The 25,275-nt window shown below is 62.2% G+C and carries 29 protein-coding genes and 1 pseudogene; 9 read left to right on the top strand and 21 right to left on the bottom strand.

The genetic code is table 11. The features are described 5' to 3' along the window. Positions 1–12: 12 nt before the first annotated feature. The gene (locus MESCI2_RS0128135) at positions 13–732 is read right to left on the bottom strand and encodes a response regulator (RefSeq protein WP_013530014.1); all 720 of its coding nucleotides are present in this window, start codon (positions 730–732) and stop codon (positions 13–15) included. Beyond that, positions 719–1,252: a MarR family winged helix-turn-helix transcriptional regulator gene (locus MESCI2_RS0128130; RefSeq protein WP_027039379.1), complete on the bottom strand. Its 534-nt coding sequence runs from the start codon at positions 1,250–1,252 to the stop codon at positions 719–721. The genes MESCI2_RS0128135 and MESCI2_RS0128130 overlap by 14 nt, the downstream gene beginning before the upstream one ends. A 244-nt stretch (positions 1,253–1,496) precedes the next feature. Here MESCI2_RS0128130 and MESCI2_RS0128125 point away from each other — a divergent pair, with 244 nt between their 5' ends. The 3 genes from MESCI2_RS0128125 (at position 1,497) to MESCI2_RS0128115 (ending at position 3,630) form a co-directional block, all read left to right on the top strand. Beyond that, positions 1,497–2,390, top strand: coding sequence for a branched-chain amino acid aminotransferase (locus MESCI2_RS0128125; protein WP_013530016.1), 894 nt, complete (start codon positions 1,497–1,499; stop codon positions 2,388–2,390). A gap of 145 nt (positions 2,391–2,535) precedes the next feature. After that, positions 2,536–2,853 carry a hypothetical protein gene (locus tag MESCI2_RS0128120; RefSeq protein WP_023809804.1) on the top strand — a complete coding sequence of 106 codons (318 nt, stop codon included), beginning with the start codon at positions 2,536–2,538 and terminating at the stop codon, positions 2,851–2,853. A gap of 138 nt (positions 2,854–2,991) precedes the next feature. Continuing rightward, on the top strand, positions 2,992–3,630 hold the full coding sequence (locus tag MESCI2_RS0128115) for an MBL fold metallo-hydrolase (RefSeq protein ID WP_024505622.1): 639 nt from the start codon (positions 2,992–2,994) through the stop codon (positions 3,628–3,630). A gap of 128 nt (positions 3,631–3,758) precedes the next feature. On the opposite strand, the gene MESCI2_RS0128110 is transcribed toward MESCI2_RS0128115, so the two are convergent. The 3 genes from MESCI2_RS0128110 to MESCI2_RS0128100 form a co-directional block, all read right to left on the bottom strand. After that, entirely contained in the window at positions 3,759–4,187 is a 429-nt protein-coding gene (locus tag MESCI2_RS0128110) for a BA14K family protein (RefSeq protein ID WP_023809802.1), read from the bottom strand. Positions 4,188–4,370: 183 nt separating this feature from the next. After that, the gene (locus MESCI2_RS0128105) at positions 4,371–4,583 is read right to left on the bottom strand and encodes a cold-shock protein (RefSeq protein ID WP_013530020.1); all 213 of its coding nucleotides are present in this window, start codon (positions 4,581–4,583) and stop codon (positions 4,371–4,373) included. A gap of 321 nt (positions 4,584–4,904) precedes the next feature. After that, complete coding sequence (locus tag MESCI2_RS0128100; RefSeq protein ID WP_006202520.1) at positions 4,905–5,117, bottom strand: cold-shock protein; 213 nt, start codon at positions 5,115–5,117, stop codon at positions 4,905–4,907. A gap of 491 nt (positions 5,118–5,608) precedes the next feature. Here MESCI2_RS0128100 and MESCI2_RS0128090 point away from each other — a divergent pair, with 491 nt between their 5' ends. After that, the gene (locus tag MESCI2_RS0128090; RefSeq protein ID WP_027039377.1) at positions 5,609–6,052 is read left to right on the top strand and encodes a Kazal-type serine protease inhibitor family protein; all 444 of its coding nucleotides are present in this window, start codon (positions 5,609–5,611) and stop codon (positions 6,050–6,052) included. A gap of 16 nt (positions 6,053–6,068) precedes the next feature. On the opposite strand, the pseudogene MESCI2_RS01000000135820 reads toward MESCI2_RS0128090, so the two are convergent. The 6 genes and pseudogenes from MESCI2_RS01000000135820 to MESCI2_RS0128060 form a co-directional block, all read right to left on the bottom strand. Further along, positions 6,069–6,689: pseudogene (locus MESCI2_RS01000000135820) on the bottom strand (flavodoxin family protein). 109 nt (positions 6,690–6,798) lie between these two features. Then, entirely contained in the window at positions 6,799–7,023 is a 225-nt protein-coding gene (locus MESCI2_RS0128080) for a hypothetical protein (protein WP_027039376.1), read from the bottom strand. Positions 7,024–7,129: 106 nt separating this feature from the next. Further along, complete coding sequence (locus tag MESCI2_RS1000000138630) at positions 7,130–7,267, bottom strand: hypothetical protein (protein WP_164482279.1); 138 nt, start codon at positions 7,265–7,267, stop codon at positions 7,130–7,132. Between the two features lie 44 nt (positions 7,268–7,311). Beyond that, entirely contained in the window at positions 7,312–7,581 is a 270-nt protein-coding gene (locus MESCI2_RS0128070) for a hypothetical protein (RefSeq protein ID WP_027039375.1), read from the bottom strand. Continuing rightward, positions 7,578–7,847: a hypothetical protein gene (locus MESCI2_RS0128065; protein ID WP_027039374.1), complete on the bottom strand. Its 270-nt coding sequence runs from the start codon at positions 7,845–7,847 to the stop codon at positions 7,578–7,580. Before MESCI2_RS0128065 ends, MESCI2_RS0128070 begins: the two co-directional genes overlap by 4 nt. Before the next feature lie 144 nt (positions 7,848–7,991). Further along, positions 7,992–8,198 carry a cold-shock protein gene (locus MESCI2_RS0128060; RefSeq protein WP_027039373.1) on the bottom strand — a complete coding sequence of 69 codons (207 nt, stop codon included), beginning with the start codon at positions 8,196–8,198 and terminating at the stop codon, positions 7,992–7,994. A 331-nt stretch (positions 8,199–8,529) separates the two neighbouring features. On the opposite strand from MESCI2_RS0128060, the gene MESCI2_RS0128050 reads away from it, so the two are divergent. Together MESCI2_RS0128050 and MESCI2_RS0128045 are read left to right on the top strand one after the other, a co-directional pair. Next, positions 8,530–8,724 carry a hypothetical protein gene (locus tag MESCI2_RS0128050; RefSeq protein WP_027039372.1) on the top strand — a complete coding sequence of 65 codons (195 nt, stop codon included), beginning with the start codon at positions 8,530–8,532 and terminating at the stop codon, positions 8,722–8,724. Between the two features lie 198 nt (positions 8,725–8,922). Beyond that, positions 8,923–10,545, top strand: a complete 1,623-nt coding sequence (locus MESCI2_RS0128045) for a tetratricopeptide repeat-containing sulfotransferase family protein (protein WP_245270485.1) — start codon at positions 8,923–8,925, stop codon at positions 10,543–10,545. A gap of 143 nt (positions 10,546–10,688) precedes the next feature. Here MESCI2_RS0128045 and MESCI2_RS0128040 read toward each other — a convergent pair whose 3' ends face one another. Continuing rightward, on the bottom strand, positions 10,689–11,042 hold the full coding sequence (locus MESCI2_RS0128040) for a DUF1428 domain-containing protein (RefSeq protein WP_027039370.1): 354 nt from the start codon (positions 11,040–11,042) through the stop codon (positions 10,689–10,691). 74 nt (positions 11,043–11,116) lie between these two features. Further along, positions 11,117–11,545: a VOC family protein gene (locus MESCI2_RS0128035; RefSeq protein ID WP_027039369.1), complete on the bottom strand. Its 429-nt coding sequence runs from the start codon at positions 11,543–11,545 to the stop codon at positions 11,117–11,119. A gap of 237 nt (positions 11,546–11,782) precedes the next feature. Here MESCI2_RS0128035 and MESCI2_RS0128030 point away from each other — a divergent pair, with 237 nt between their 5' ends. Further along, positions 11,783–12,397, top strand: a complete 615-nt coding sequence (locus MESCI2_RS0128030; RefSeq protein ID WP_027039368.1) for a glutathione S-transferase family protein — start codon at positions 11,783–11,785, stop codon at positions 12,395–12,397. 14 nt (positions 12,398–12,411) lie between these two features. On the opposite strand, the gene MESCI2_RS1000000137615 is transcribed toward MESCI2_RS0128030, so the two are convergent. The 7 genes from MESCI2_RS1000000137615 to MESCI2_RS0127995 form a co-directional block, all read right to left on the bottom strand. Beyond that, positions 12,412–12,570: a hypothetical protein gene (locus tag MESCI2_RS1000000137615; protein ID WP_023809790.1), complete on the bottom strand. Its 159-nt coding sequence runs from the start codon at positions 12,568–12,570 to the stop codon at positions 12,412–12,414. A 145-nt stretch (positions 12,571–12,715) separates the two neighbouring features. Then, positions 12,716–13,015, bottom strand: coding sequence for a HigA family addiction module antitoxin (locus MESCI2_RS0128020; RefSeq protein WP_027039367.1), 300 nt, complete (start codon positions 13,013–13,015; stop codon positions 12,716–12,718). A 12-nt stretch (positions 13,016–13,027) separates the two neighbouring features. Further along, on the bottom strand, positions 13,028–13,309 hold the full coding sequence (locus MESCI2_RS0128015) for a type II toxin-antitoxin system RelE/ParE family toxin (RefSeq protein ID WP_027039366.1): 282 nt from the start codon (positions 13,307–13,309) through the stop codon (positions 13,028–13,030). 128 nt (positions 13,310–13,437) lie between these two features. Beyond that, positions 13,438–14,964 carry an ABC-F family ATP-binding cassette domain-containing protein gene (locus tag MESCI2_RS0128010; RefSeq protein ID WP_027039365.1) on the bottom strand — a complete coding sequence of 509 codons (1,527 nt, stop codon included), beginning with the start codon at positions 14,962–14,964 and terminating at the stop codon, positions 13,438–13,440. A gap of 390 nt (positions 14,965–15,354) precedes the next feature. Then, a complete protein-coding gene (gene uvrB, locus MESCI2_RS0128005) occupies positions 15,355–18,525 on the bottom strand; it encodes an excinuclease ABC subunit UvrB (protein WP_027039364.1) in 3,171 nt (1,056 codons plus the stop codon). 128 nt (positions 18,526–18,653) lie between these two features. Further along, positions 18,654–20,276 (bottom strand): DUF2778 domain-containing protein, encoded by a 1,623-nt coding sequence (locus MESCI2_RS0128000; RefSeq protein WP_027039363.1) that lies wholly within the window; start codon positions 20,274–20,276, stop codon positions 18,654–18,656. Between the two features lie 436 nt (positions 20,277–20,712). Next, positions 20,713–21,978 carry a hypothetical protein gene (locus MESCI2_RS0127995; RefSeq protein ID WP_027039362.1) on the bottom strand — a complete coding sequence of 422 codons (1,266 nt, stop codon included), beginning with the start codon at positions 21,976–21,978 and terminating at the stop codon, positions 20,713–20,715. 106 nt (positions 21,979–22,084) lie between these two features. On the opposite strand from MESCI2_RS0127995, the gene MESCI2_RS0127990 reads away from it, so the two are divergent. Together MESCI2_RS0127990 and MESCI2_RS0127985 are read left to right on the top strand one after the other, a co-directional pair. After that, complete coding sequence (locus MESCI2_RS0127990; RefSeq protein WP_027039361.1) at positions 22,085–23,113, top strand: CapA family protein; 1,029 nt, start codon at positions 22,085–22,087, stop codon at positions 23,111–23,113. Positions 23,114–23,470: 357 nt separating this feature from the next. Next, positions 23,471–24,421 (top strand): DUF3137 domain-containing protein, encoded by a 951-nt coding sequence (locus MESCI2_RS0127985; RefSeq protein ID WP_050596736.1) that lies wholly within the window; start codon positions 23,471–23,473, stop codon positions 24,419–24,421. 17 nt (positions 24,422–24,438) lie between these two features. Here the strand turns inward: MESCI2_RS0127985 and MESCI2_RS0127980 are convergent, their stop codons facing one another. Then, positions 24,439–25,182, bottom strand: coding sequence for a YegJ family protein (locus MESCI2_RS0127980; RefSeq protein ID WP_245270484.1), 744 nt, complete (start codon positions 25,180–25,182; stop codon positions 24,439–24,441). Positions 25,183–25,275 lie beyond the last annotated feature (93 nt).

The following is a 25,275-nucleotide window of genomic DNA, read 5'->3' as shown; positions in this document are numbered from 1 at the left end:
GCAGGCGGCATTCTATTCCACGCTGAGCCGATACCCAATACCGCGTACGGTCTGCAGCCAGACCGGGTTGGACGGATCGCGCTCGATCTTGCGGCGCAGCCGGTTGATCTGGACGTCGATGGTGCGCTCGCCGACTTCCGAATCGTCGCCGACAAGCTCGTGGCGGGGTATCGTCTCGCCCGCCCGCGCGGCGAAGATCGCCAGGATCTCCTGCTCGCGGTCGGTCAGCTTCAACGCCTCGCCGCCGCGCTTCAATTCGCGCCGGGCGATCTGGAAGGTGTAGGGGCCGAAGACCAGCTGCTCGACCTTGGGCGTGGTCGCAGGGCCTCCGCGGCGCAGGATGTTGTTGATGCGCAGGATCAACTCGCGCGGATCGAACGGCTTTGGCAAGTAGTCGTCTGCGCCAGCCTCCAATCCTGAGATGCGGCTGTCGGTCTCCGATAGCGCCGTCAGCATCAGGATCGGTACGTTCTTTTCGGCCCGCAGCGACTTGGTCAGGTCGACGCCCGTCTCGCCGGGCATCATGACGTCCAGCACCAGAAGGTCGAAGTCGAGGCCGGCAAGCTTGCGCCTGGCTTCGCCGGCATTGCCGGCGACGGTGACGCGAAAGCCATTTTCGGTCAGATACTGCTTGAGAAGATTGCGGATGCGGGTGTCGTCGTCGACGACAAGCAGATGCGGCGCGTCGTCGTCCGGCGCGGCTGCGTGATCGACCCGTTCAGTGCTCTCCATGGCTTTTCCCTGACATTTTTGCGGACCCAACGTCGATCTGCGCCCTCAGTTCCGGATTGACCATCGCTTCGAGGAACCGTTCCACCAAGGTCCGTTCGGTTACTCCGGAATCCCCCAATGCAGCATGGATGCGGCGCGACTGTGGCCGCGCCAGCGCCAGCGCCAGCGCACGGCCTTTGGCTGTCGGATAAAGTTCGCGCTGGCGGCGGTCGCGCGGACCTTGCAACTGCACGACATGGTCGGTGTCGATCAGTTGCTTGAGCACACGGGCCAGGCTCTGCTTGGTGATCTTCAGCACGTCGAGCAGTTCGGCGACCGTCAGGCCCGGCCTGCGGTTGACGAAATGCAGCACCCGGTGGTGGGCCCGGCCGAAGCCGTAATCGGCCAGGATCTGGTCCGGATCGGAGGTGAAGTCGCGATAGGCAAAGAAGAGCAGCTCAATGATGGCGAAGTCGATGCCGTCCTCGACCGACATCGCGGTCCTGATCGGTTTTCCGGCGGCTGGGCTTCGATCCGTCATTATTTCTCCGTGGGAAAGAGATTATGTCAGTACTATTGACGTAATTTCCCTGCAATGGTAATTTTTGACAAGCTTTTGGGCGGATTGCGAACGAAAAGGCAAGGGAAGCCGGTTTTTCCGGAACTTCCTGAGTTTGCCAGAGCGCAATTATCCGCCTACGCTCCACCACAAAAGCCGCTTTGGGCGGCCGACACGAAACACACAACGATAAAACTATCCGGGCTGCCGCCCGTGGGAGGTTAACATGGCATCCGTTCCCTTCGATCAACTCGATGGCTTCATCTGGATGAACGGCGAATTCGTCCAATGGGGTGACGCCAAGATCCATGTGCTGACGCACGGGCTGCATTACGCCAGCGCTGTTTTCGAGGGAGAGCGCGCCTATGGCGGCGAGATATTCAAGCTCAACGAACACACCGAGCGCCTGCATGAATCGGCACGCCTGCTCGGTTTCAAGATCCCCTATTCGGTAGCCGAACTCAACGACGCCTCTTCCACGCTTCTCAAGAAGCAGGGTTTCCAGGACGCCTATGTCCGGCCGATCGCCTGGCGCGGCAGTGAGCAGATGGGCGTCTCGGCGCAGAACAACCGCATCAACTGTGCCATCGCAATTTGGCAATGGCCGAGCTATTTCGATCCTGCGCAGAAGCTGAAAGGCATCCGTCTCGATGTGGCGGAATGGCGCCGGCCCGACCCGCGCACCGCGCCTTCCAAGTCGAAGGCCGCCGGGCTCTATATGATCTGCACCATGTCCAAGCATGCCGCCGAGGCCAAGGGCTATGCCGACGCCATGATGCTCGACTGGCGTGGCCAGGTCGCCGAAGCGACAGGAGCCAACATCTTCTTCGTCAAGGACGGCAAGATCCACACACCCAAGCCCGACTGCTTCCTCGACGGCATCACCCGCCGCACGGTCATTGGGCTGGCCAAGGATCGTGGCCTGGAGGTGATCGAACGCGCCATCTTGCCGGAAGAGCTGGAAAGCTTCGAGCAGTGCTTCCTGACCGGGACGGCAGCGGAAGTGACGCCGGTTTCAGAGATCGGACCTTACCGATTCGAGGTCGGCGAAATAGCCAAGAATCTTATGAATGACTATTCTGCGGCCGTTCAGCCCAAGCACGCGATCGCCGCAGAATAACGAAAGTCACAGCTTTTTTAGGAAGTAGGGGCGGTTTTCGGGCCGCCCCTTTTATTTCAGCGTTTCTGCATTTGACTTTCGTCCAATTCGGCGTCTCATGATGGTGTCGGCCCGGGAGGCTGACAGCTATGGAGGGACTAATCATATGGACATGAACACGCTTCTTCCGATCATCATACAGGTGATTACTGGCGTCATCGGTGGTCAGGCGGTCGGTGCGGCGCTCAAGACGGCGGCGATGGGTCAGCTTCCCAAAATCCTGGGCGGAGCCATTGGCGGTGTCGGCGGTGCGGCGATCCTCGGCAGCCTGCTGGGTGGCGGTGCGGTCGATCCGGCGGCTGCGGCAGCAGCAACGAGCGGTCTCGGTAGCGCGCTGAACCTGCAGAACATCGTCGGTGGCGCCGGCGGCGGCGCGATCCTGACCGCCATTCTCGGCGCGGTCATGGGCGCCATGAAGAAGTAAGCAGGCCGTTTCGGTCTTTTCAAATGGGCGGCTTCGGCCGCCCATTTCCGTTTTGGGCTACTGACTGTTCGCCTTTCGAGGGGTGGACGCCCTTCGCCCGCGCCTCTACATCACCGCGGGAACATCGAAAGGACGATCATGGGTCAGCTCAATGCCGGCATCGTGCCGGTCACACCCTTCCAGCAGAATTGCACTATCCTGTTCGACATGGATGACAAGCATGGCGTCGTCGTCGATCCGGGCGGCGATATCGACAAGGTGCTGGCGGTGCTGAAGGACAATGCGATCTCAGCCGGAGCTATCTGGATAACGCATGGCCACATCGACCATGCCGGCGGCGCAATGGAGTTGAAGGAGGCGCTCGGCGTCGAGATCATCGGTCCGCATGAGGCCGACAAGTCGCTGCTCGACAATCTGGAAAACCAGGGCAAGCGCTACGGCATCGCCGGAGCACGCAACTGCGTGCCCGACCGGTTCCTGGCCGAAGGCGAGACCGTGTCGTTCGGCGGCCATGTGTTCGAGGTGCTGCACTGCCCCGGCCATGCACCAGGTCACGTCGTTTATTACAACCGCGCAGCCAAGTTCGCCCATGTCGGCGACGTGCTGTTCCGCGGCTCGGTCGGCCGCACCGACTTGCCGGGCGGCGACCACGCGGCGCTGATCGCTTCGATCAAGGACAAGCTCCTGCCGCTCGGCGACGACATCGGCTTCATCTGTGGCCACGGTCCCGGCGGACGTTTTGGCGAGGAGAGGCGGACCAATCCGTTTTTGACTTGAACCAGGCTCGGAACCGCAGCAGTTTTTCATCAGCCTCAAGCAGACGGTTGACATTGTAGAGACCACAACAAAAAAGCGCTGGCCTTGCGGTCAGCGCTTTTCTGTTTTGGGGCAGGGAAGCCCTTGGTTTAATTGGCGGTGCAGAAATGCTGTTCGCCGTCATTGCCGGTGAACGTGCCGGTACGGGAATTGAAGCTGCGGTAGCGGTCCGAGCAGTATTCGTACCAGTCACGCGTCCATGGTTCGGCATAACGATCGGCGTAGACCACTCGCGGCTCCGCATAGTAGCGGCGCACCGGGGCCGGGCGTATCACGACGTCACGATCGTAACCGTCATCGTAGTAGCGGTCAGCGCCGGGCGGCGGCCGGTCGTTGGCCAATGCACCACCGATCAGCGCGCCGGCCGCGAGGCCGAGCACGCCGGCGGCAATGGCATCGCCGTTGCCATGATGGCCATGATGACGGCGCCAGTCGCGCGCATTGGCGGCGGGCAAGGCCGTGAGCGTGGTAGCGACCACGGCAGCGGCCAGGACGGCGGTTTTGAAAATTCGGTTCATGTCGGTCTCCTTCGTGCCGGCCCGTGCAGTTTCGGGGATGCGGTCCGGCTTTACCGAAGACTAATATGCGACCGTGGCTGAACGGGGGCTGAACGGATTTTTACGTGTTTTTTCAAAACAGACGTCAAAAATCATAGGCTCTCAAGGCAGCGACCTGCCCGGGATCGCCCGTTTGAAGCCGGCTCAGCCGACTGACAGGTTGACGGCCTTGGGACCCTTGCCGCGTTTGTCCGGCTCGGTGTCGAACGACACTTTCTGGCCATCCTCGAGACCGGGAAGGCCGGACGCTTGCACAGCTGAAATATGGACGAAAACATCCTTCGCGCCATCATCGGGCGTGATGAAGCCGAAGCCCTTGGCATGGTTGAAGAATTTGACGGTGCCGGTCTGCGGCATGGGAAGCTCCTTTGTCCCATAGACTCCAGTCTCGGGCCGGCAAATGCCCGAGTGGAAATTTGTCCTTTATTTTAGCGTCATCGGCAAGGGAAAGTTTTGCGGGCGTCTAAAGCACGTTGCGGCATGCTTTGGGTCTTTGTTTTTATGCAAGTCGTTGCCCAGAACCGCGCCGCTGGGACCACATGCACTGGCCCGTGCCTTCGATAAGGAAAAGGCGCGACGAAGATCGCCGCGCCTTTCAAAATTCAAATCCCTCTCCAGGCCGGTTACAGGCGTGGAGCCTCCGTCGCACGTCCGAGTGACATGCGGCGCGCCGATGGCTCAGGCTGCGCGGAGGTTGACGGCCTTGGGACCCTTGCCCATGCGGTCCGGCTCGACGTCGAAGGTGACCTTCTGGCCGTCAACGAGCGTGCGCAAGCCGGAGGCTTCGATCGCGGAGATATGGACGAACACATCCTTGGCGCCACCATCGGGCGTGATGAAACCGAAGCCTTTGGTCGCGTTGAAGAATTTAACGGTGCCGGTCTGGGCCATTGGGGAAACTCCTTCACCCGTTCAGTCTTTGTTGGTCCTGCCCGCCGCCTGGCGCAAAGGGCAGTTCCCGGTGGTTGCTTCGGCAGTCATGCATTGGCGCATGGTCAAACCCCCCGCCGAAAACGGGGCCGTCAGAGATTCACAGTATCGGGGAAAGGTCGTCCAAAACGTTCCGCTCTCCGGGTCGCAAATGCCCGAACACGGAATTTATCGCACGGAAACGTGATGGTTGCAAGATACCGCCGCGGGCCGCCGTACTGGCGCATCCCGACGCATCAATCGACTGACCTGAGCATCGATGGGCTCGGCATAGGCTTGCTTGCCGGCCGGGTCATCGGCCAGAGCCGGTCCACGAATGGGCCAGACATCGGCGGCGCGCTGCCCTCCCTTGCGGTCCAGGCGCCGTTGTCGTTTGCGAGGCTCAAACGGGGTTGCATTTGGCAAAGGAATGGCGAGGATCGGTAACCGGGGACCGATCGTGGGAGATCATCATGAAATTTCTGGCGGCAATCTTTTCGCGGCAGGGTTTTGTCATCCTATTGCTGTCGGCAGTTCTTGCCGCCTGCACCGTCGTCGTCGATGAGGGACCGGGGCCACGTCCGCGTCCGCCACGGCCGGAACCGCAATATTGCAGCAAGCAGTACGAGCCGGTCTGTGCCCGGCGCGGCGGCGACCGCCAGACCTTCGCCAATGCCTGTCTTGCCGACCGGGCCGGCTACCGCATCGTGCGCGACGGTCCGTGCCGCGACGGCGGTGGTGGCGGCGGTGGCAGTGGCGGTGGCGGTGGCGGTGGCGGTGGCGGTGAAGAGCAGACGTTCTGCACCCGCGAATATGCGCCGGTGTGCGCGCGCCGGCATGGCGAGATGCGCACCTTCCCCAATTCCTGCGAAGCCCGTGCCGCGGACTATCGCGTCGTTGGCGACGGGCCGTGCTGAGAAGGCTGGGATCGGGCTACTGATCCACCACGCCGACATAGGCCTTGCCCTTCAGCAGGGCGGCCAGATGAGCGGCATTTGACGCGGCCATCTCGATCATGCCGGCGACCGCTTCCGGGGTCTTCGGCAGGTCGACATAGTTGACGTCGCCCATTGCTTCGCCGACCTAGTAGACGCCGCCATTGGCCGGAATGGTGAAGCCGACATCGTTGAGCGACTGAAAGCATGCAGCGTGGCAATGATGCGCGCCATCCTCGTTGCCGACGATCGCCACCAGCGCCACCTTGCCGGCCGCAGGCATGCGGCCCTTGTCGTCGGTTTCCTCGAGAAAGGCGTCCATGCGCTCCATGACGCGCTTGGCGACGCTCGACGGCTGGCCCATCCAGATCGGGAGGCCCAGGATGAAGATATCGGCGGCGACGATCTTTTGGCGCAGCTTCGGCCAGTCGTCGCCCTTGCCCATGTCGGAGAGCACGCCGGGCTTGATGTCATGATCGAGGGCGCGCACGACCTCGCCCTTCACGCCATACGGTTTCAGGGCTGAAAGCAGATCGGCGATGATCTTGTCGGTGGAGGATTTTTCCTTGTCGCTGGAGGCTTTCAGCGAGCAGTTGATGGCAAAACCGGTGAGGGACATTGTGGGAGCTCCTGCATGTGGCTGTGCAGGCTCAACGTTGCGAGGCGCTTACCGTTGCGCGGGAATCTCACCCGATGACGGGAGCTTCCACCAAAAGGGGCGGCGCTTCTCACGCTTCCGCTGGATATGCTCCGTCGGCCGGGCCGGCGTAAAGCTCGCTACCGTCTTGGTCGCAAATGCGCAGGCGATCGGGGATTTGCGGCATGGCCAGCGTGTGGAACAGTGCCGTGGCACCCTGCAGCGCGGCGCGCAGGTTCGGCGCCTCCAGCGACACCTTGTCGAGGGTGGCTTCGTCAGCGTCGCGCGACCGGTAGAACTCGATGACGAAGTTCAAGCGCGCCTCCGTGGTGGGCAGGTGTTGCGCAGGCCTGTTGTGTCCGTCCGTCGCCTCACATGGGGTGGGCGACGGAGAGGGCGCACGAGGCGCGCCCTCCAGTTTGTCAGCCCTTCGATTTCGGCTTCAGGCTGCTCTCGGCCTGCTTGACCGACGAGCCGAACGGGGAGGCGGGCTTGGCCACGACCTTGTCCTTCTTCGGCTTGCGTGTCTCACGGTTGCTTCGCTGTTGACCCTTGGACATGTCGTGCTCCTGCTGGTTGTTGGCTTGGCTTTGCGGTGGGGATCTCAGACGGTGACAACCGGGCTGTCGGCAACAACCGGATCGGCCGGTTCGAGATTGTCTTCGGTGGTGACCCGCTCATGGGTCTCCTGCTCGCTGCGGATGCGGTACTGCGGCGAGCCGTCCTTGACCGGCAGCCTGCTCTTGATCTGGAACAGTTCGGCGGTCTTCTGGACGAGGCCGGTGCGGCTCTTCATGCGCACGGTCTGACCGATCGCAAACTGGTGCGCGGGCGTGTCGGTGCGCGGGCGCACATTCTGCTGGAAACGGATCATGCTGCATTCTCCCTGTCGCGCTTCAGCGCTGTTTCGAGTTCGAGGTAATCGATGGCGACAAGCTGGCTGGTGGGCGGGTTTTTCACTGCCCTTGCCGGCAGATGGATGAAGGTCGCGACGCGGCGCCAGGCAAGCCGCGACATGCCCTCGATCAGCTCTTCGTCGTGATCGATGTCGTAGTCGCCGGCCGGCAGCTGCCCTTCCAGTCCGCCGAGCACGAAAGGTGCCGTGAAGTGCGCGATGGAGTGGGTTGTGCGGTCCGGCATTGTCTTACCTGTGCAAAGCAGCGGTCCTGAAAACAAAAAAGCGGGGACGAGCCCCGCTTTCCTATTTCCGGCAGTCGCTGGAAATAAGCCGCTTTCGAGAGCTGCCAGTACATCCGTGGTCAGCGTTCATCGAATTCGGCCGGATCAGATCAATTGCAAATTGGCGGCCGACTCGCGGCCCTTGGTGTCACGCTCCAACTCGAACTGCAGCTTCTGGCCTTCGGCGAGCCCGGGGAAGCCGGCGCGCTCCAGCGCGCTGACATGGACGAAAACGTCCTTGCCACCATCGGTCGGCTGAATGAAGCCAAAGCCCTTCTGGCCATTTGAGAACTTCACGGTTCCGGTGTTCATGTGGATCTTTCGAAGAATGAGACATGGCCGCGGAGCGAATATGCCGCGCGCCCGGTATCGAAGATTTGGAATGAGATTGGCGGGTCGAGAACCTCTGACGCCGCGAGATGCCAATTCTGGCCCAAAGCGATCTCGTACAGATATGCCTTTGTCGCAATTTAATCAAGGCGTTTTAAAATAAAATTGGGCATCATTCAAAAAATTGCGCGCTGTAAATATCAGAAAAATGATGATACAAATTCACACAATTCAAAAAATTGTTTGAAACCTTGCGGGAATAATTCTCCCGGTATTCTCACTTTTCTTGTAAATTGAAGAAGGAGATCTCGTGATGTCCGTAATGACGCCAACAGGCACCCCCGTAACGATTACGCCGATCGCAAAACCGGCAATGGCAAAGCCGACCGTTATCCAGTCGCCCCGGCTGACCGTCAGGAGTGACGAGGCGGCAAAGCGAAGGATCGCCGACACCGATGGAACGGTCCGGCGTGCCAGGCAGGTTGCCGAGACCAATCGCCTGATTTGATCTTTCCGCACCGACGAAAGGACGAGACAGCAAGCGAAGCCTTGAACCTGCGGCGCCGATGGCCTAGATCGCCACAGGCGGACAAAACACGGCAGGTTTCCCATCAACAGAGATCAAAGACGAGCGGCGAGTGCAGGAGCCAGGTCTGGCGCAGGCGGACAGCCGCCGCTGGGCCTCGACCAGTATGTGCAGCAGGCGTTGCAACTGCATCAGGCCGGGCGCCGGCAAGAGGCTGAGACGATCTACCGGCAGGTGCTGGCGCGTCAGCCCAAGCACGCCGCCGCCGCGCATTTCCTGGGACTGCTGCTGCACCAGACCGGGCGCAGCGAAGAAGGGCTGGATCTCATCGAACGGTCGGTGAGCCTGCAGCCGACGAATCCCGATTTCCTCAACAATTTCGGTACGGTGATGCGCGACCTCGGCCGCCCTGCTGCGGCCATCGATTTCTTCCGCGGGGCGGTGGATCTGCGGCCGGACCAGCTCGCGGCGCGCGACAATCTCGGCTCATCGCTGAAGCAGGTCGGCCAGTTCGAAGAGGCCGAAGAGATTTATCGCGGCACGGTTGCACGCAACCCATTTCATGTGCGCGCCCGCATCGGGCTTGCCGAAACCATGCAGGAAGCCGGGCGGCTGGATGAGGCGCTGGCTGCCTTCCGCGAAGCGCTGGCGATACGTCCCAAGGATGCCGACCTGCTGCACGGGCTCGGCGTCGGGTTGATGGAAAAGGGCAAGCTCGACGAGGCGGCCGACCTGTTCCGGCAGGCGTTGGCGATCAACCCCGCCATGGCCACAGCCTGGCTGATGCTGACGCAGGTCAAGCGCCAGAAGGAGCGCGACAGCGAGCTTGGGGGCATGGAAGCCCAGCATGCCAAGGCGCCGCAGGACAGTCTGGCACGCATGCAGCTGTCCTTCGGACTCGGCAAGGCGAATGACGATCTCAGGGATTATGGCCGGGCCTTCGACTATTTCGCCGAAGGCAATGCGATCCGCCGCAAAGGCATCGACTACGACCAGGCCAGGACGCGGGCCGAGTTCGAGGCGATGAAGGCCACCTTCGATGCCGGCTTCTTCGAGAAGCACAAGCCCAGCTCAATCAGCGACGACACGCCGATCTTCATTGTCGGCATGCCGCGTTCGGGCACGACGCTGGTCGAGCAGATCATTGCCAGCCATCCGCAGGTCTACGGCGCAGGCGAGCTCAGCATCTTGAAGAAGGCGGTCGGCAAGCAGTTCCCGGCGACCATGCCGGGTGGCTTCCCATGGGGCGTATCGGATACCGGCGATGCGGATTTTGCCGAGGCCGGCCAAGCCTATCTCGACATGCTGCATGCCCGCTATCCGAACATGCGCCACGTCACCGACAAAATGCCGGGCAACTTCCTGCTTGTTGGCTTCATCCATATGATGATGCCCAAGGCCAGGATCATCCACTGCGCGCGCGATGCGGCGGCCACCTGCCTGTCGATCTACAAGGTGCATTTCCGCGGCGACAGCCACCGCTATGGCTACGATCTCGGCGAGCTCGCCGACTTCCACAATCTCTACACCGACATCATGAAGCATTGGCACACGGTGCTGCCGGGCGTCGTGCATGATGTACGCTACGAGGATTTTGTCGCCGACCAGGAAGGACAGACGCGGGCCCTGATCGCCCATCTCGGCCTGCCCTGGGACGATGCGGCACTATCGTTCCACGAAACCGACCGACCGGTGCGCACGGCTTCAGCCGCACAGGTGCGCCAGCCGATGTATCAGGGGTCGGTCGATCTGTGGAAGCGCTATGGAGACCGGCTCAAGCCGTTGCTGGACAAGCTGGATTAGCGCAACGCTATCTAGCTGATCGTGGCCTTAGAGATTGGCCTAAGCACCCGCGTCGTCATCCTAGGTCTTTGCGACGGAGCTTCGCTCCTGCTTGCCCTAGGATGACGAAGCTGTGGGGCTTCTTCTAATCTGCTACCGGCTGCTCAAAGCTCAATGAATGGCTTGAAGCCACCGAAGATCATGCGCTTGCCGTCGAACGGCATGTCCGCCCAATCGGCTTTCAAGCGCGGGTCTGCCATGACCTTGGCCATGACGGCATCCCGGCTCTCACGCGATTCATAGACGGCCCAGGCGAAGACGACGATCTCGTCATCCTTGGCCTGCACGGCACGCGGGAAGGACGTGACCTCGCCATAAGGCACGTCGTCGCCGATGCATTCGACATAGGCGAGCGCGCCGTGTTCCATCCAGATAGGGCCTGCGAGGTTGGCCAGCTTCTTGTAGTCATCGAGTTTTGCCTTGGATACGGCAAGCACGAAGCCATCGACATAGGACATTTCGGGTCTCCTCCTGAAGTTCAAAGGGCCTCACCGGTGCCAACCGGTGAGGGGCTTGCGCCATTGGCGATAGGTCAGGTTTTCTTCACCGGCGCGTTCATCGCCCACTCGACGCCGAACGGGTCGCGCATATTGCCCCACTGGTCACCCCAGAACATGATTTGGAGCGGCACGGCGACTTCGCAGCCGGCATCGACGGCGCGCTTCCACCAGGCTTCGATATCGTCGCTGCCGAGGTGAAGCTGCATGGTGTAACCCTGCGGCTTGACGGCGGGCATGCCGTTTTCGGGATAGAAGTCGGAGAGCATCAGCGTCGAGCCGTTGATGTGGAGGTGAATGTGCATGGTGCGGCCTTTTTCGTCCGCCGGATAGGCAAAGACCTGCTCCGCGCCGAAGGCCTTCTTGTAGAATTCGGCAGCCTTGAAGGCGCCATCCAGTTGCAGATAGGGGGTCAATCCGCCGAGCACTTTGGCCGCGGGCTGAACGGGGGTCTGGTCGGTCATATCTTGCTCCTCTTTGCGTTTGGCCTTGCGAGCCATAGGACGGATGAGGCGCCGGCGATCCTACATGGCCGGGAGATTTTTTTGGCCGACCGACCCTGGACTGGCCAGGCAGCCGGCAGCTGAACGAGAGACGTGAAACGAACTTGCGTCGACCGCCCCCAATCAGAGCGCAATTCTCGCGGCTCGCAGGCTAGAACAGATGGATCACCCGAACGCCGCTTCAACCCCGGGACGACAATGATCCTCTACTATCAGACCCACTCACCCTTCGCGCGCAAGGCGCTCGTCTTTGCCCATGAGGTTGGCATTGCCGATCGGCTCGAGGTCATTCATCACGAGACCAGTCCAACCTTGCGCAATGCTCGCGTCTACGCCGAAAATCCGCTTGGCAAGGTGCCGGTGTTGTTGCGGCCCGACGCGTCGCCGATCTTCGATTCCGATGTCATCTGCGCCTATCTCGACACACTGCATGACGGCCGCAAGCTGCTGCCGCAGGACGGCGAGGCGCGCTGGCAGGCGTTGCGGCTGCAGTCGGTCGCCCAGGGCTTGGCGCAGACCGGCATCGCGTTGCGCTGGGAGACAGAGAGAAGACCTGAACAGCTGCGTTATAGTGCTCTCGCCGATGGATACCGGGAAAAGATCGAGGCGAGCTACGACTGGATCGAAAGCACGCTGGACGACGAGGCACCGCTCCATGTCGGCCACATCGCCTTGGCCACCACGCTGTCCTGGATGGCATTCCGCCACCTGCCGCCTTTTCGCTCGCGGGCGCGGCTGACGCACTGGTTCGAGGCTTTCGAAAAACGCGTATCGATGCAGGCGACGCCGCTTTCAGGCGATACGCATGACTGACTGGCCTCGCGAGGTCAGGGGCGGCGGCCGTTTTGCGCGTCGAAGACGTCCGGAAAGCCGATATCCTTGCGCAGCGAGGCAGGCAGTGAAAGCAGGATGCGCTCGCTGCGGTGACGAGCGCGCGCTGCCGCATATCGAGTTGCGATGCGACCGATGGATGAAAGAACCGACATGATAATTCTCCCTGGGTTGGCGCCGGCATCATCGTGTCGGCATCCCAAGGACGGGGCTGGCTGAGGCTATCCGACAGACCGTCGAAATTTTTTAATCGCTACCTTCGTAGCCTGCTTGAAGCGGGTTGTTGCCAACGCGATTATTTCAGGCCGCGGTTTGTAGACGTTCGATTGTTTCAAGATCGGCCTTCTTCGCCTCTCCCTCTACGGCGAGGTCGTAGCTCGCCTGCATATTCATCCAGAACTGCGGCGTGGTTCCGAAGAACTTCGCAAGGCGCAAAGCGGTATCGGGCGTTACCGGTGTCGTCTCGCTGGCCAGGCGCTCGATGCGTGTGCGGGGCACATGCAGCTTTTTGGCCAGCGTGTAAGGCTTCAGATTGAGCGGCACGAGATATTCCTCACGGAGAATTTCTCCGGGATGGATAGGTGGGTTGATGTTCAGCATTTTGAACCCTCTTCAATGATAGTCGGTGATTTCAACATCCTCCGCTTGCCCTTCCACCCACCGAAAGCAGACGCGGAATTGATCGTTGATGCGGATCGAATGCTGGCCCGCACGGTTACCTTTCAGCGGCTCAAGCCTGTTGCCGGGAGGCATCTTCAGATCCGACAATTCGGCGGCGTTGTCGATCATGAACAGCTTCCGCTGGGCTGAGCGGACAAGGTCCGAGGGGAAGCCCTTCGGAGCCTTGCCGTTCGAAACGGCTTCGCTGGTCTTGTCTTTGAACGAGCGTATCATCTTGCCGACCCGAGTGGCGTACCATGGCATGATACGCTTCGGAAGTCAAGAAGACGTCTCGTAACATGATACGAAACTCCGGCCTGCGCTCGACAGGCCGGAACTTCATCGGCAGTTTTGTTCACCGATTAGCCAGCGCCCTCCGCCACTGAGCGGAAGAAATCCTCGGGATCCTCGACCTCAATCAGCCGCCGCTTTTCGATCAGCCAGAAGCGGTTGCCGATGGCGCGGATGAAGGAGCGATCATGCGAGGCGAGCACGCAGCTGGCCTGATGCGCGAGGAGTTCCGCTTCCAGCGCCTCCTGGCCGTCGATGTCGAGGTGGTTGGTCGGCTCGTCCAGCAGATAGAAGTTGGGATTGGCGAGCCTGAGCGCCAGCATCATCAGCCGCGCCTTCTGGCCGCCGGACAGCACGCCGATCTTTTTCTCCTGCATCTCGATGACCACGCCGGCGCCGGCCAGCAAGGACCGCGCGCGCTGCTCGCCGACATCGTAACGGCGTGAGACCAGCGCCAGCGGCGTGTCGTCGCCGCTGATGCCCGACAGCGCCTGATCGCTGTAGCCGAGCACCGTCGACGGCGTCACCTTCACATTCCGCACCGTGTCCGGTTCGACAATGGCATTGCGGATCAGGGTGACGAAGCGCGACTTGCCGACGCCGTTGCGGCCTAGCAGCACGATGCGGTCGCCCTGGCAGATGTGGCGCTTGCCGGTCCGAAACAGCAGCGTGCCATCGGGTGTTTCGACAGCCGTGTCGTCGAGCGTGATCAGCACTTTGGCGTGGGTGCCGCGATTGGCCAGTTTTATGGCACCCGCCGACTTCTCGCGATGCGCCGGGTTCGCCGCTTCCTCCAGTTTTTCGGCCCGCTGGTTGAGCTGCCTGGTCTTGACCGTCAGCAGGTCGCTGCCCGAATTGATGCCGATGTTGTTGAGCTTGGCCGCCTGTCGGCGCAATTGCTGCGCTACCTTCATGTCGCGCTGGAACTTGCGCTCGTTCGAGGCGTCGACCTCGTCGAGTGCCTGCCTTGCGCGGGAATAGGGCAAGGCAAACACAGGCGACTGTTCAGGGCGCAGGAACAGCGTCCGGTTGGTGGTGGCGTCGAGGAAGGCCCGGTCGTGACTGGCGATGACGACCGGCACTTCGCGCGGCAGCGTGTTCAGCCAGGTTTCGAGCTGGCTGATGCGGGCCAGATCGAGATGGTTGGTTGGTTCGTCGAGCAGCAGCACGTCCGGATCGGTGACCCAGACGCGGGCGATCAGTGCCAGCCTCTGCCAGCCGCCGCTCAGCGCCTGCATTTGCCGCTCGCGCATAGGCTCCGGCACATCGAGCGAATCGAGAACCACGTCGACACGCCACATCTCGCTGTCGGCCTGCTCGGCCGGCAAGGCATCCGCCACCACCTGGTGGAACGTCCGGCTGAGGAGGGCCGGGGCAACCGACTGTTCGACATGACCGACGCGCAGGCCGCGCGTGCGGGTGATGTCGCCGGAGGTCGGCTCCATCTCGCCGGTCAGGCATTTCAGCAAGGTCGACTTGCCGCGGCCATTGGCGGCGACAATGCCGAGCCGGTCGCCGGTGCCGATGGTGAGGTCGAGATTGGCAAACAGCGGCGCACTCATGGTGACGCCGAGGGATTTGAGGCTGATCAGGGCCATTTTGATTTCTCTGGTCTTGCCGGAGGAAAAGTCCGGCTCAATGCACTTTGACGGTGCGCGTGCTGGCCATCAGGCTCGGCGTTGCAGCACCACGAAGGGCAGACCAAAAAATCGAAGCGGGAAAAACCCGTCCCTGGTCAGCCCTGCAAGCAAGCTCGCAGGGCAGAAATCGGGCCACGCTGACGATGGTGACGATGAAACGTAAACACGTGAGCCCTCCTTTCGAGACGTTCGAGTGTGCGGAGCGATTACACCAAAGGCGGGGGTGGAGGCAAGGGGGGCGGCCCAGGAGGGAGCGATGCGGTGAAGCTGCCAATCTCCCCCCTCGTGGGGGAGATGTCCGGCACGACAGAGGGGGGCTGTCCCGCCAGCGTCTCGAATAATTTGAACCTACTTCCCCGGTCTGCCCGTCTTGCCAGGCCGGCGCTTCTCGCGGCGGGCGTCGCCTGGGTCCTCGTAGGAGCCGATGCCGGCGCGCTGGCGAACGATTGGTTTGCCGTCGCGTTCCTTCGCGCCCCCCTCTGCCCTGCCGGGCATCTCCCCCACTTGGGGGGAGATTGGCTGCGGCTTGGCCGGCACTTTTCCTTCGACCGGTTTTTCCGTGCGCCGCACGGTCATCTCATCCAGCGAGTTCTTCTTGAACAGCGGCTTGGTGGCGTCGCCGGGAATGCCGAAGTCGGAACCGTGCGCCTCTTCGGCCGACTGTTTCTTGAACAGCGAGCGCGACACCGCGCCGGCCGGCGTCGGCATGTCGGTGCCCGGACCCATGTCGTCGATCGAGGGTTTCGAAAACAGCGGCTTCTTCACCGGTATGGCGCCATCGGCGCCCATCTCGTCGAGATCAGGCTTGCGGAAGAGGTTGGGCCGGGCAGCCTTGGCCGCCTCTTCTGCGGCACGCGCCGCGTCGAGCTTGCGGAAACGCTCCTGTTCCTCTGCTGTCCGATGTTTGGCCACGCCCTTGTTGTGCTTGCCCTTTTCGCGACCTGAGGCAGGACTTTCCATATCGGCGTATTTGGCCAGTGGGTCTTCGGAGATGGACAGTTCCATCTCGCGCAGGCGCTTGATCTCGTCGCGGATGCGAGCCGCCTTCTCGAAGTCGAGATTGGCCGCGGCATCGCGCATCTGCTTTTCCATCGCGTCGAGATGGGCCTTGAGGTTGTTGCCCATCATGGCGCCGGCACTGTCGGTGAACTGCGAGATGTCGGCGCGGACGTGGTCCTTCTCGTAGACCGAATCCAGGATGTCGGAGATGCGCGATTTGACCGATTCCGGGGTGATGCCGTTGGCTTCGTTCCACTCCACCTGCTTTTCGCGGCGACGGTTGGTTTCGGCCATTGCCCGTTCCATCGAGCCGGTCACCTGGTCGGCATAGAGGATGACCTTGCCGTCGACGTTTCTAGCGGCGCGGCCGATGGTCTGGATCAGCGAGGTTTCCGAGCGCAGAAAACCTTCCTTGTCGGCATCGAGAATGGCGACGAAGCCGCATTCGGGAATGTCGAGGCCTTCGCGCAGCAAGTTGATGCCGACCAGCACGTCGAAGGCGCCGAGGCGCAGGTCGCGCAGGATCTCGATGCGCTCCAGCGTGTCGATGTCGGAGTGCATGTAGCGGACCCGGATGCCTTGCTCATGCAGATATTCGGTCAGGTCCTCGGCCATACGTTTGGTCAACACGGTGACCAGCGTGCGGTAGCCGGCCTTGGTGGTGTCGCGGATCTCGCCGACGACATCGTCGACCTGGTTTTTGGCCGGGCGCACTTCGACCGGCGGGTCGATCAGGCCGGTGGGGCGGATGACCTGCTCGGCGAAGACGCCACCGGCCTGCTCCATCTCCCAGCCGCCAGGGGTCGCCGAGACGGCGACCGAAAGCGGACGCATGGCGTCCCATTCCTCGAAGCGCAGCGGCCGGTTGTCCATGCAGGACGGCAGACGGAAGCCGTATTCGGCGAGCGTCGCCTTGCGACGAAAGTCGCCTCGATACATGCCGCCGATCTGCGGCACGGTGACATGGCTTTCGTCGATGAAGACCAGTGCGTTGTCGGGAATGTACTCGAACAAGGTCGGCGGCGGATCGCCCGGCTGGCGGCCGGTGAGATAGCGCGAATAGTTCTCGATGCCGGCGCAGGAGCCGGTGGCTTCCAGCATTTCGAGGTCGAAGCGGCAGCGCTGTTCCAGCCGCTGCGCCTCAAGCAGGCGGCCGGCCCGCTCCAGTTCGACCAGCCGGTGCTTGAGCTCTTCCTTGATCGACTTGATCGCCTGGTTCAGCGTCGGGCGCGGCGTCACATAGTGCGAATTGGCGTAGATCTTGACGCTTTTCAGCTCGCCGGTCTTCTGGCCAGTGAGCGGGTCGAACTCGGTGATCTGCTCGATCTCGTCGCCGAACATCGAGATGCGCCAGGCGCGGTCTTCCAGGTGGGCCGGGAAGATCTCGATCGTGTCGCCGCGCACCCGGAACGAGCCGCGGACGAAATTGATGTCCTGGCGCTTGTACTGCTGGGCGACGAGATCGGCGAGCAGCGCGCGCTGGTCGAGCCGGTCGCCGATCTGCATCTGGAAGGTCATCGCCGTATAGGTCTCGACCGAGCCGATACCGTAGATGCAGGACACAGAGGCGACGATGATGACGTCGTCGCGCTCGAGCAGCGAACGCGTCGCCGAATGGCGCATGCGGTCGATCTGCTCGTTGATCGAGGATTCCTTCTCGATGAAAGTGTCGGTGCGCGGGACGTAGGCTTCCGGCTGGTAATAGTCGTAGTAGGAGACGAAATACTCGACGGCGTTTTCCGGGAAGAATTTCTTGAACTCGGAATAGAGCTGCGCGGCAAGCGTCTTGTTCGGCGCCAGGATCAAAGCAGGGCGCTGCGTCTCCTCGATCACCTTGGCCATGGTGAAGGTTTTTCCGGAGCCGGTGACGCCGAGCAGCACCTGGGTGCGGTCGTTGTTGTCGACGCCTTCGACCAGATCCTTGATGGCGGTCGGCTGGTCGCCGGCCGGCTCGAAGTCCGACACCATCTTGATGGCAATGCCGCCTTCGGACTTTTCCGGGCGGGCGGGGCGGTGCGGCGTCCACAGCACGCCGTCCTTGTGCAGCGGATTGCCGGATTCGATCAGCGCCGACAGTGCGGCTACGGTCGCAGTGACGCTTCCTGAAGCCATCGTCTCGGCGTCTTCCAGCGAAATGTCGAGGCCGGCGACCGGATTGAGGCCGGCTGCCGTGCGCTCCCTGGCTGACGCCGCGCCACCCATCGAGGTGCCGCGCGAACTGCGTCCGGGCGAGCTTGAGCGCTCGGGTATCTTCTTCGACGGCTTCGGCGATTTGCCGCCGTCGCCCTTGCCGGCAAGACGTCCTTCCTTTTCGGCTTCCTCCTCGATCTGCTCGGCCCAGTCCGCGATCGAACCGGTCAGCGGCGTGCCAGAGAGCTCTGGCTGCGGCATCTCGGCAAAGCCGCCTCTGTGCAGCGGCTCCGAAGCGTCGAGGAAATCGGTCAGCGGACTGCGCCGCTTCGGCGCGGCGCGGTCATCATTCGCCGTCGGCGGCGTTTTTTTGTCGGGAGATTTGGCCATGTCCCGAATATGGGATTTCCTGGCCAAAATGGAAAGAGTGCGGTGGGGAGAGGCGTGCCGGACAGCGCTGCTCCTGACAGCAGGCTGTCAGGAGCAGGCGGGAAGGTGCGCCCGAAAGCCTCTTGTCGCTACACGCCCCTGGCTGCTGACGCGACCTGCGTCGCCGATCCGTTCAGGCGCGGCACCACGACGAGGCGCTTGATTTTGCCCTTCTTGAAGGCGGCGAGGAAGCGCGCATAGTCCTTGAAGGCGACGCAGCCGCTCGACTGGGCGTAGCGGCCCCGAAGCAGGTAGGTATGAGCCAGCAGGCCGTCGCGATTGTATTTGTTGCGGCCATCGACCGGTGTCAGGCGCAAGGCCTCCACTCCGTGGAAGCGCGACTCGCGCATCGACAGATTGTAGGTGTTGGGCGGCGTCGGCCCGCGGTTCTTCTGGTCGGCATAACGCGGCTGATCCGCCATGGCGCCGATGCCTGAATGCGCCTCGAGCTTCGAGCCGTCAGGCATGTAGACGGTCGCGCTGCTGATGTCATAGACGGCGACGCCATTTCCCGCGCCGCTCCTGGACCCTGGCGAGTTGAACAGGTTCCTGAACGCCTTGCCAAGGCCGCCCGAAGGCGTGTCCGGCTTGGCATAGGCCAGCACGTCGCCGCCATCGGCCGGCCGGCCTTGCCGCGCCGGTTTTGCCGGCTGGGCCTGCTGGACCGACTCGCGTGCCGGCTTCGATTGCTGGGCGAGCTTGGGCTGCTGAACAGATTTGGGCTGCTGAACGGACTTAGGCTGCTGCTGCACGATTTTGGGCTGCGGTGCGTCGAATTTCGGGCGGCGGGTCGGCAACGGCACGTCGTCGGTCAGCGCGTCCGGCAGCGAGGCGGCATCGCCGGGCTGATCCTGCTGGGTTTCGACGGGTGAAACCGCGACGTCGGCTGACGATTCCTCGATCGGCAGCGGTGAGGCGAACGCCTCATCGTCGGCCGGCAGCGACTGCACCAGGGCAAGCGCCAACTGCGAATTGTCTGGCGTATCGGATTGGGCGAAGCCCATCGGCGGCGGTGCGGTCTGCACGACCACCGAGTCGGTATCCAGCCGGGCGAAACGTTCGGTCGCCGGAACTGGCATGCTGTCGGACAGGCTGGCTGTGACCGGGACGGAGGGCACCAACGACGCCTCGGCAATTCGCGGTGCGACGGTGGAGATCACCGGGCGGGTGTTGGCACTGGCGGCAGGCTTTCCGGCGTCGACAAAGGCAGCGGCCAGCTTCATCGGCGAAAGCGACGCTTCCATGCGTTCGAAGCGCTCTTGCGCCTTCGACTTCACGGCGGCGGGCGTCGGCTTTGCCTGCGCCACAAGGCGTTCGGACTTTTCCGCCTGCGAGCTTACCCTGGCCAGCTTGAAACAGCTGGCACCGCACTGCACCGAATGATCATGCAGGGCCTGAGTGCCGCCATTGGCATTGGCCAGCACGAAGGGTGCTTTCAAAAAGTGCTGTTTCAGCGGATCGGTAAGTGCGAGCGATCCCGGCATGGACAGCGTCTGGGGCAGGCCAACCGAAGTCGCCGACAGCGAGGCGCCGACGGAACTGAGGCCGGCCATGGTGCCGATCAGCCAAAGGCCGATGGCGGTGCTGGCGCAAGGCAGCGCGACCCAGCGGGCCACCCGGCCAGCGTTGAAGGAAGAGGAACGCGGAGCATCGACGAACTCGCCGCCCTCACGCAGTCCATGGATTTTTTTGTGTGTACTCAACAACGCCATGCAACCAATCTCGCTTCAATCGGTTTCCCCGTACGTGGCCTTGAGAGCCGCGACGACCATTCTGTGAGTGATCCCAGGTGGTCCCCGACGCGTTTGCCGCGTCTGTAGTTGGTTGCCGATTGCTTCAAAATATGGACAAAGTTGGTTAATCAATTCCTCTCAAAACCAACGACGAGATGTGGATTTGGGCCAAATTTGGCTTCGTCCACGGCCAGGAAAGTGGTGTTGTCGCCCTTCCGACCTGGTTTTGCTGCCTGTTTTTGGCGGCCGAGTCAAGCAAAACAGCCGCTGCTAATTTTTGCGAGCGCCTCCGCGCGGCATATGCAGTGAGGTGACTGGCAGCAGACATCGCCTGGGAATGGCGCCTGCTTCCAGTAAAAATGTTGCCGGTCTTGCCAAGATTTCCCCCTGCGGAAGGGCCTCAAACATCCCGCCCTCAGTTGAACCAGAGCGCAAAAGTCAGAAACCCGCCGCCGCCGAACTGGCGCTGGATCTGGTCGAAATCGTCGCTGGTCACGAGCTCGCCGCTTTCGAGGTAGGGCGCGATGGCCGGGCCGGTGATCGACAGCACGAGATCGAAGTTTTTCGGGTCATCGAAGAAGCGCTTCATGTTGATGCCAAGCCCAGTGCTGGCGGTGACGCGGAAATGCGGCAGCAGCTTGCGGCCTTCCAGGAGATCCTCGGCCATGGTCAGGGCGGCGAGCCAGGCCTGGACCTGCTCCTCGCCGACTTCGAGGCCGGTGAGCGGGTTCTCGCCCTTCTGCTGCGGTCCAGGCAGCCATTCGCGGTCATTGTCGGTCTCGGCGCGGATCGCCTTCCAGTCCTCGCGCGACAGCCGGATCATTTCCAGCAGATGACGGCGCGCCGCTTGCCGGCGCTCCGGTTCGACCACGGGCCAGTTGATGAGATGCACCATGGAGATGAAATCGGCGATGCGCCATTCCGACGAGAAGATGCTCGAGCCCATGTCGCCGGCCGGCGGCACGAGAACATCCTGCAACGGCAGCTTGGCGCGTGGGAACAGCATGTGGAACGAGCCGTCGAAGGTGCTCCTGAAATCATGCGCCAGCCAGAAATCGGCCTGGGCCATCAGGAACTCGGCATAGCCCTGCAGCCAGTACCCGTCGGCGCGGTCGAAACGGAAGGTGAGCGTGGGGGCGGCGGCGTCCGATGTAATGCCGCCGCGGGACAACGCGGCGATGATCGCCGCCATGCTCTCGTCCGGCGCGATGGTGCCGTCCTCGTTGAGGTCGATGCCGGCATGGGTGAGATCGATCGCCATGCCGATATCGGCGTTCGCCGGCACCGACGCAAACGTGGCCGCGGATTTTTCCAGCCGGTCGCGGAAGCCGACCAGGATGGCGCGGAACTGCTCGTAGGTCAGCGGCTCGGGATTGGGATTCTCCGGCACCGGCAACCGCATCAGCGGCAGCATGAAGGATTGCGGGCTTTCGAAACCATGACGGTGCAGACCGGTGGCCAGGATCTCCAATGCGGTGAAGAACTCGCCCGCCCCGGCCGCATAGGCGGATGCCGGGTCTTTTGGCGCGGCGGTCTCCAGCACTGACAGGGCAGTGTCGCGCGCGGCCACGGTCTTCGCCTTAAACAGTGCGGTTGCCGCTTCAGGCATTGCCGCCGACGCGGAAGACAGCGGCAGGAGCAGAATGAAAGCGGATGTCAGCAGGCCTGCCAGTGGTGTCATCTTTTCCCCCAATATTTGTCGCGCAGCGCAAATATACACCATTTGCAGCGCCGCGCTTCAACCCGCCCCGCGGACGGTCTACACAAGGCAAACAATTGGGCGCTTCGTGTCGAATTATCCGCTTTCCTACAAGCTGTCCTGGCTGCCGCGTTTCCTGAAGCCGTCGCTGGCCGGAGACGTGCGAGACTTTGCGCCGGCGGCTGGGATGCTGATGGATCCGCCGCCGAAGCAGGCTGTGCGGCTTGCCTTTGTCGGCGACATCTCGGCAGTAGCCAACCGCAGCGCGCCGAATTGCGACCCGGCGATCAAGGCGTTGCTCGTCGCTGCCGATCTGGTGATCGGCAATTGCGAAAGCCCTGTGGTGGACAGACCAAGCGCGGCGCTGGGGACAAGGCTTGGCACGCATCATGCCATGAGCGAGTCATTTCTGGCCGAGGCACTGGCGGCGGCTGGTATTGCGCGGGAAAGGCTCGTGCTGTCGCTGGCCAACAACCATGTGCTGGATCAGGGCGTCGCCGGTTTCGACGAGACGGTCGCGGCGTTGCAGCGGCTCGGCATCCGCACGATCGGCCTGGCCGCCGACGGTCCTGTGGTGCCGGTCCAGGTTGGATCGCTTGATATCGGCTTCGCCGCATTCACGCTGTGGCGCAACGCCGATGAAAAACTGTTTGCCGGGCGGGTGTCGATGGACAGCGATCCGGCCGGCTGGCCGCGCGATGGTTCCGACCTTCTCTGCGCCGTGCCGCATTGGGACTGGGAGTTCCGACATTTTCCGCGCGACGGGACGCGAGCGCTGGCCAGGCGGCTGGCCGGGCAAGGCGTCGGACTGATCGCCGGCCATCACGCCCATGTCGTTCAACCGGTGGAAAAGATCGACGGGACGATCGTCGCCTATGGGCTCGGCGATTTCCTCGGTACCGCCTTTGCCCGCCAGCCATGGCCGGGCCGCATCGGGTCTATCCTCACTGTCGATGTCAGTGCCGATGCCGGTATGCGCGGGACGATCGCGTCTTACCGGCTGCATCCCTTCATGCGCCTGCGCGCCGGCGACCATGAGCGGTTGGTGTTGGTGAAGGCTTTGGAGGGCCGAGTGCGTGACAAGGTCGAGAGGCGACTGAAAGCGATCTTTCCTTAGTGCTGCAAGTGACGAGACGTTGCCTATGGGGTCCATGGCTGGCGCATGCATTGTCTTTTGCTGCGCTGGTCGACCCCCACTCCGTCTCGGCTTCGCCGAGCCACCTCTCTCCCCCGATCGACGGGGTAGAGGAAAGGCGCCAAGCTTTTTGCCGTCAGCGCTCGTCCAGCAACGCTCCTTTCCTTTCCCTCCGGAGGGGGGAAGGTGGCGCTGCGAAGCAGCGACGGATTGGGGGAACCACGTGGTAATCAGGCGTGGACATTTGTTGAAGAGGCACTGCAGTCGATACATCGAACAAAACCAGCTATCATGAATTTGTCGAGGCTTGCGGGGGTAGCGGTGGAAACAGCGGATTTCATGCCGAGCGAAACGGTCATCGCCGGCATCCGGAAAGACATCGAGGCCTATGAAACGGCGAGGGCTTCGGCGGTCCGGCAGGTGCGCTGGCGGGTGCCGGTGTTCGTGGGGCTGGTGCTGGTGGCCGTGGTGCTGGTCGCGTGGCTGTTCAACAAGGTCGCCGACCCCAACGAGCAATGGGTCTCGACGCCGCATGTATTTCTCTATGTGATCGGCTTCGCGGCTTCGATCCTGCTCTATTTCCAGGCCAGGAAACCGGCGACGCGGCTGCAGCAATCGTTCCGCGAGACGCTGCTGCCGATCATCTTCGGCTTCATCGCCGACATGCGCTACCAGCATGGCGTGACGCCGAATTCCTTCGACCGGTTGCCGCGCACAGCGGTTGGTCCGTTCAACCGCCAGGCGTTCGACGACATCGTCGCGGGCCGCTACGAAGGGTTTCCGTTCGAACTCTACGAGGCGCATCTGCGGGAAGGGTCGGGCAAGGGCTCGTCGACCGCCTTCCAGGGCGTCATCGTCGCCTTCGAGACCATCGCGCCGTTCCCCGGCATATTGGTGGCGACGCGCCGGACCAACGCGGTCATCAGCTTCTTTCGCGGCATATTCGCCAGCAAGCTGCAGGAGCTGTCCAGTGGCGATGCTTTGCTCGATGCCGCCTACGAGTTCCGCACCGACAATCTCGGAGCGGCACAGCCACTGGTGAGCGGCCGGCTGGCGCAGGCGCTGAAATGGCTTGGCGAAACCTGGCCCGACGATCCGGCCCGTGTCGCGCTCAATGGCAGCGATGGGTTCCTGCTGCTGCCGCAGACGAAGAACTTCTTCGAACTGCCGGATATTTCGGTGCCGCTCGACTACAGCAGGCATGTCGCGCCGATGATATCGGACATGGGCGCGATGCTGGCGACGGCGGCGCTGGTGCGAAAGATCGGCGGGAGGGACGAGGCAAGCTAGTCCGGCCGAGCATACGATCAACAATCGTAACCGGAGTTGTCACGCATATAGTCCGCTTCATCCTTCGACATTCTCTTGAACATCACACAGACGGTGAAGCTGCCGACTTGCCGCCCGTCGCGTCTGTATCCCCAGTCGGAAACATCGTCCCTGGTGAATTCTATATTCTGGCCGAGGACGACATTGCGCACTGCCTCCGGCTGGTTTGCCAATATGCCGACGAAGCCGGTTTCCGTGCGGCGGAACGGGATGACCCAGAAGTGCTCGCGGACATTCCCATCGCGCACCTCGACCTTCAATTTGAACCTGTCCGTGCCCGAGGGCGGTGCTTCGGCCAGGGCCAGGAACTCATCCAAGCTGGCATGCGCCTTCGCAGTCGCTACCGCCATCTCGGGATCGTCCCTGGCAAACATAACCGTTTTGTCGTCGCCCGAATCCGCGCCTTGTGCGCCGGCCGATCCCGGAGCAAGCGCGAGCATCAGGGATATCATGGCCCGGACTGCAAGCTTCATGGAAGGCCCCCCTTCATCGTAACGACGCACCATCCTGCATCCGTTCCCGATTTGCAACCGGAGCGCGAGTTTTGATCCGCTTTGGAGTTGCGGTTTTGAACTGATCCATGAAACAAAATGTGTACCGAAGACCGGTCGGCAGTCTGTTTCGTGATGCCGCCCGAGACGGATTGCGGCGGCCGCGCCGTGATCGAAACCGCCCGCCACATCTAGGCTAAACGACTCTTTTCGTGGACAGAAGTGCGCCATTGGGGGAGCCGAAGCGGCCTGAAATGATCTTGGCCGCAGACAATGTGTCGGAATTAAGCCTATGATATTGTTTGCGAAAATTCACCCAACGTG

This window comes from Mesorhizobium ciceri WSM4083 (assembly GCF_000519305.1).
GTDB classification, from domain to species: Bacteria; Pseudomonadota; Alphaproteobacteria; order Rhizobiales; family Rhizobiaceae; genus Mesorhizobium; species Mesorhizobium ciceri_B.
The sequence above is the reverse complement of the archived record's forward strand: the minus strand, read 5'-3'. Positions and strand labels throughout refer to the sequence as shown.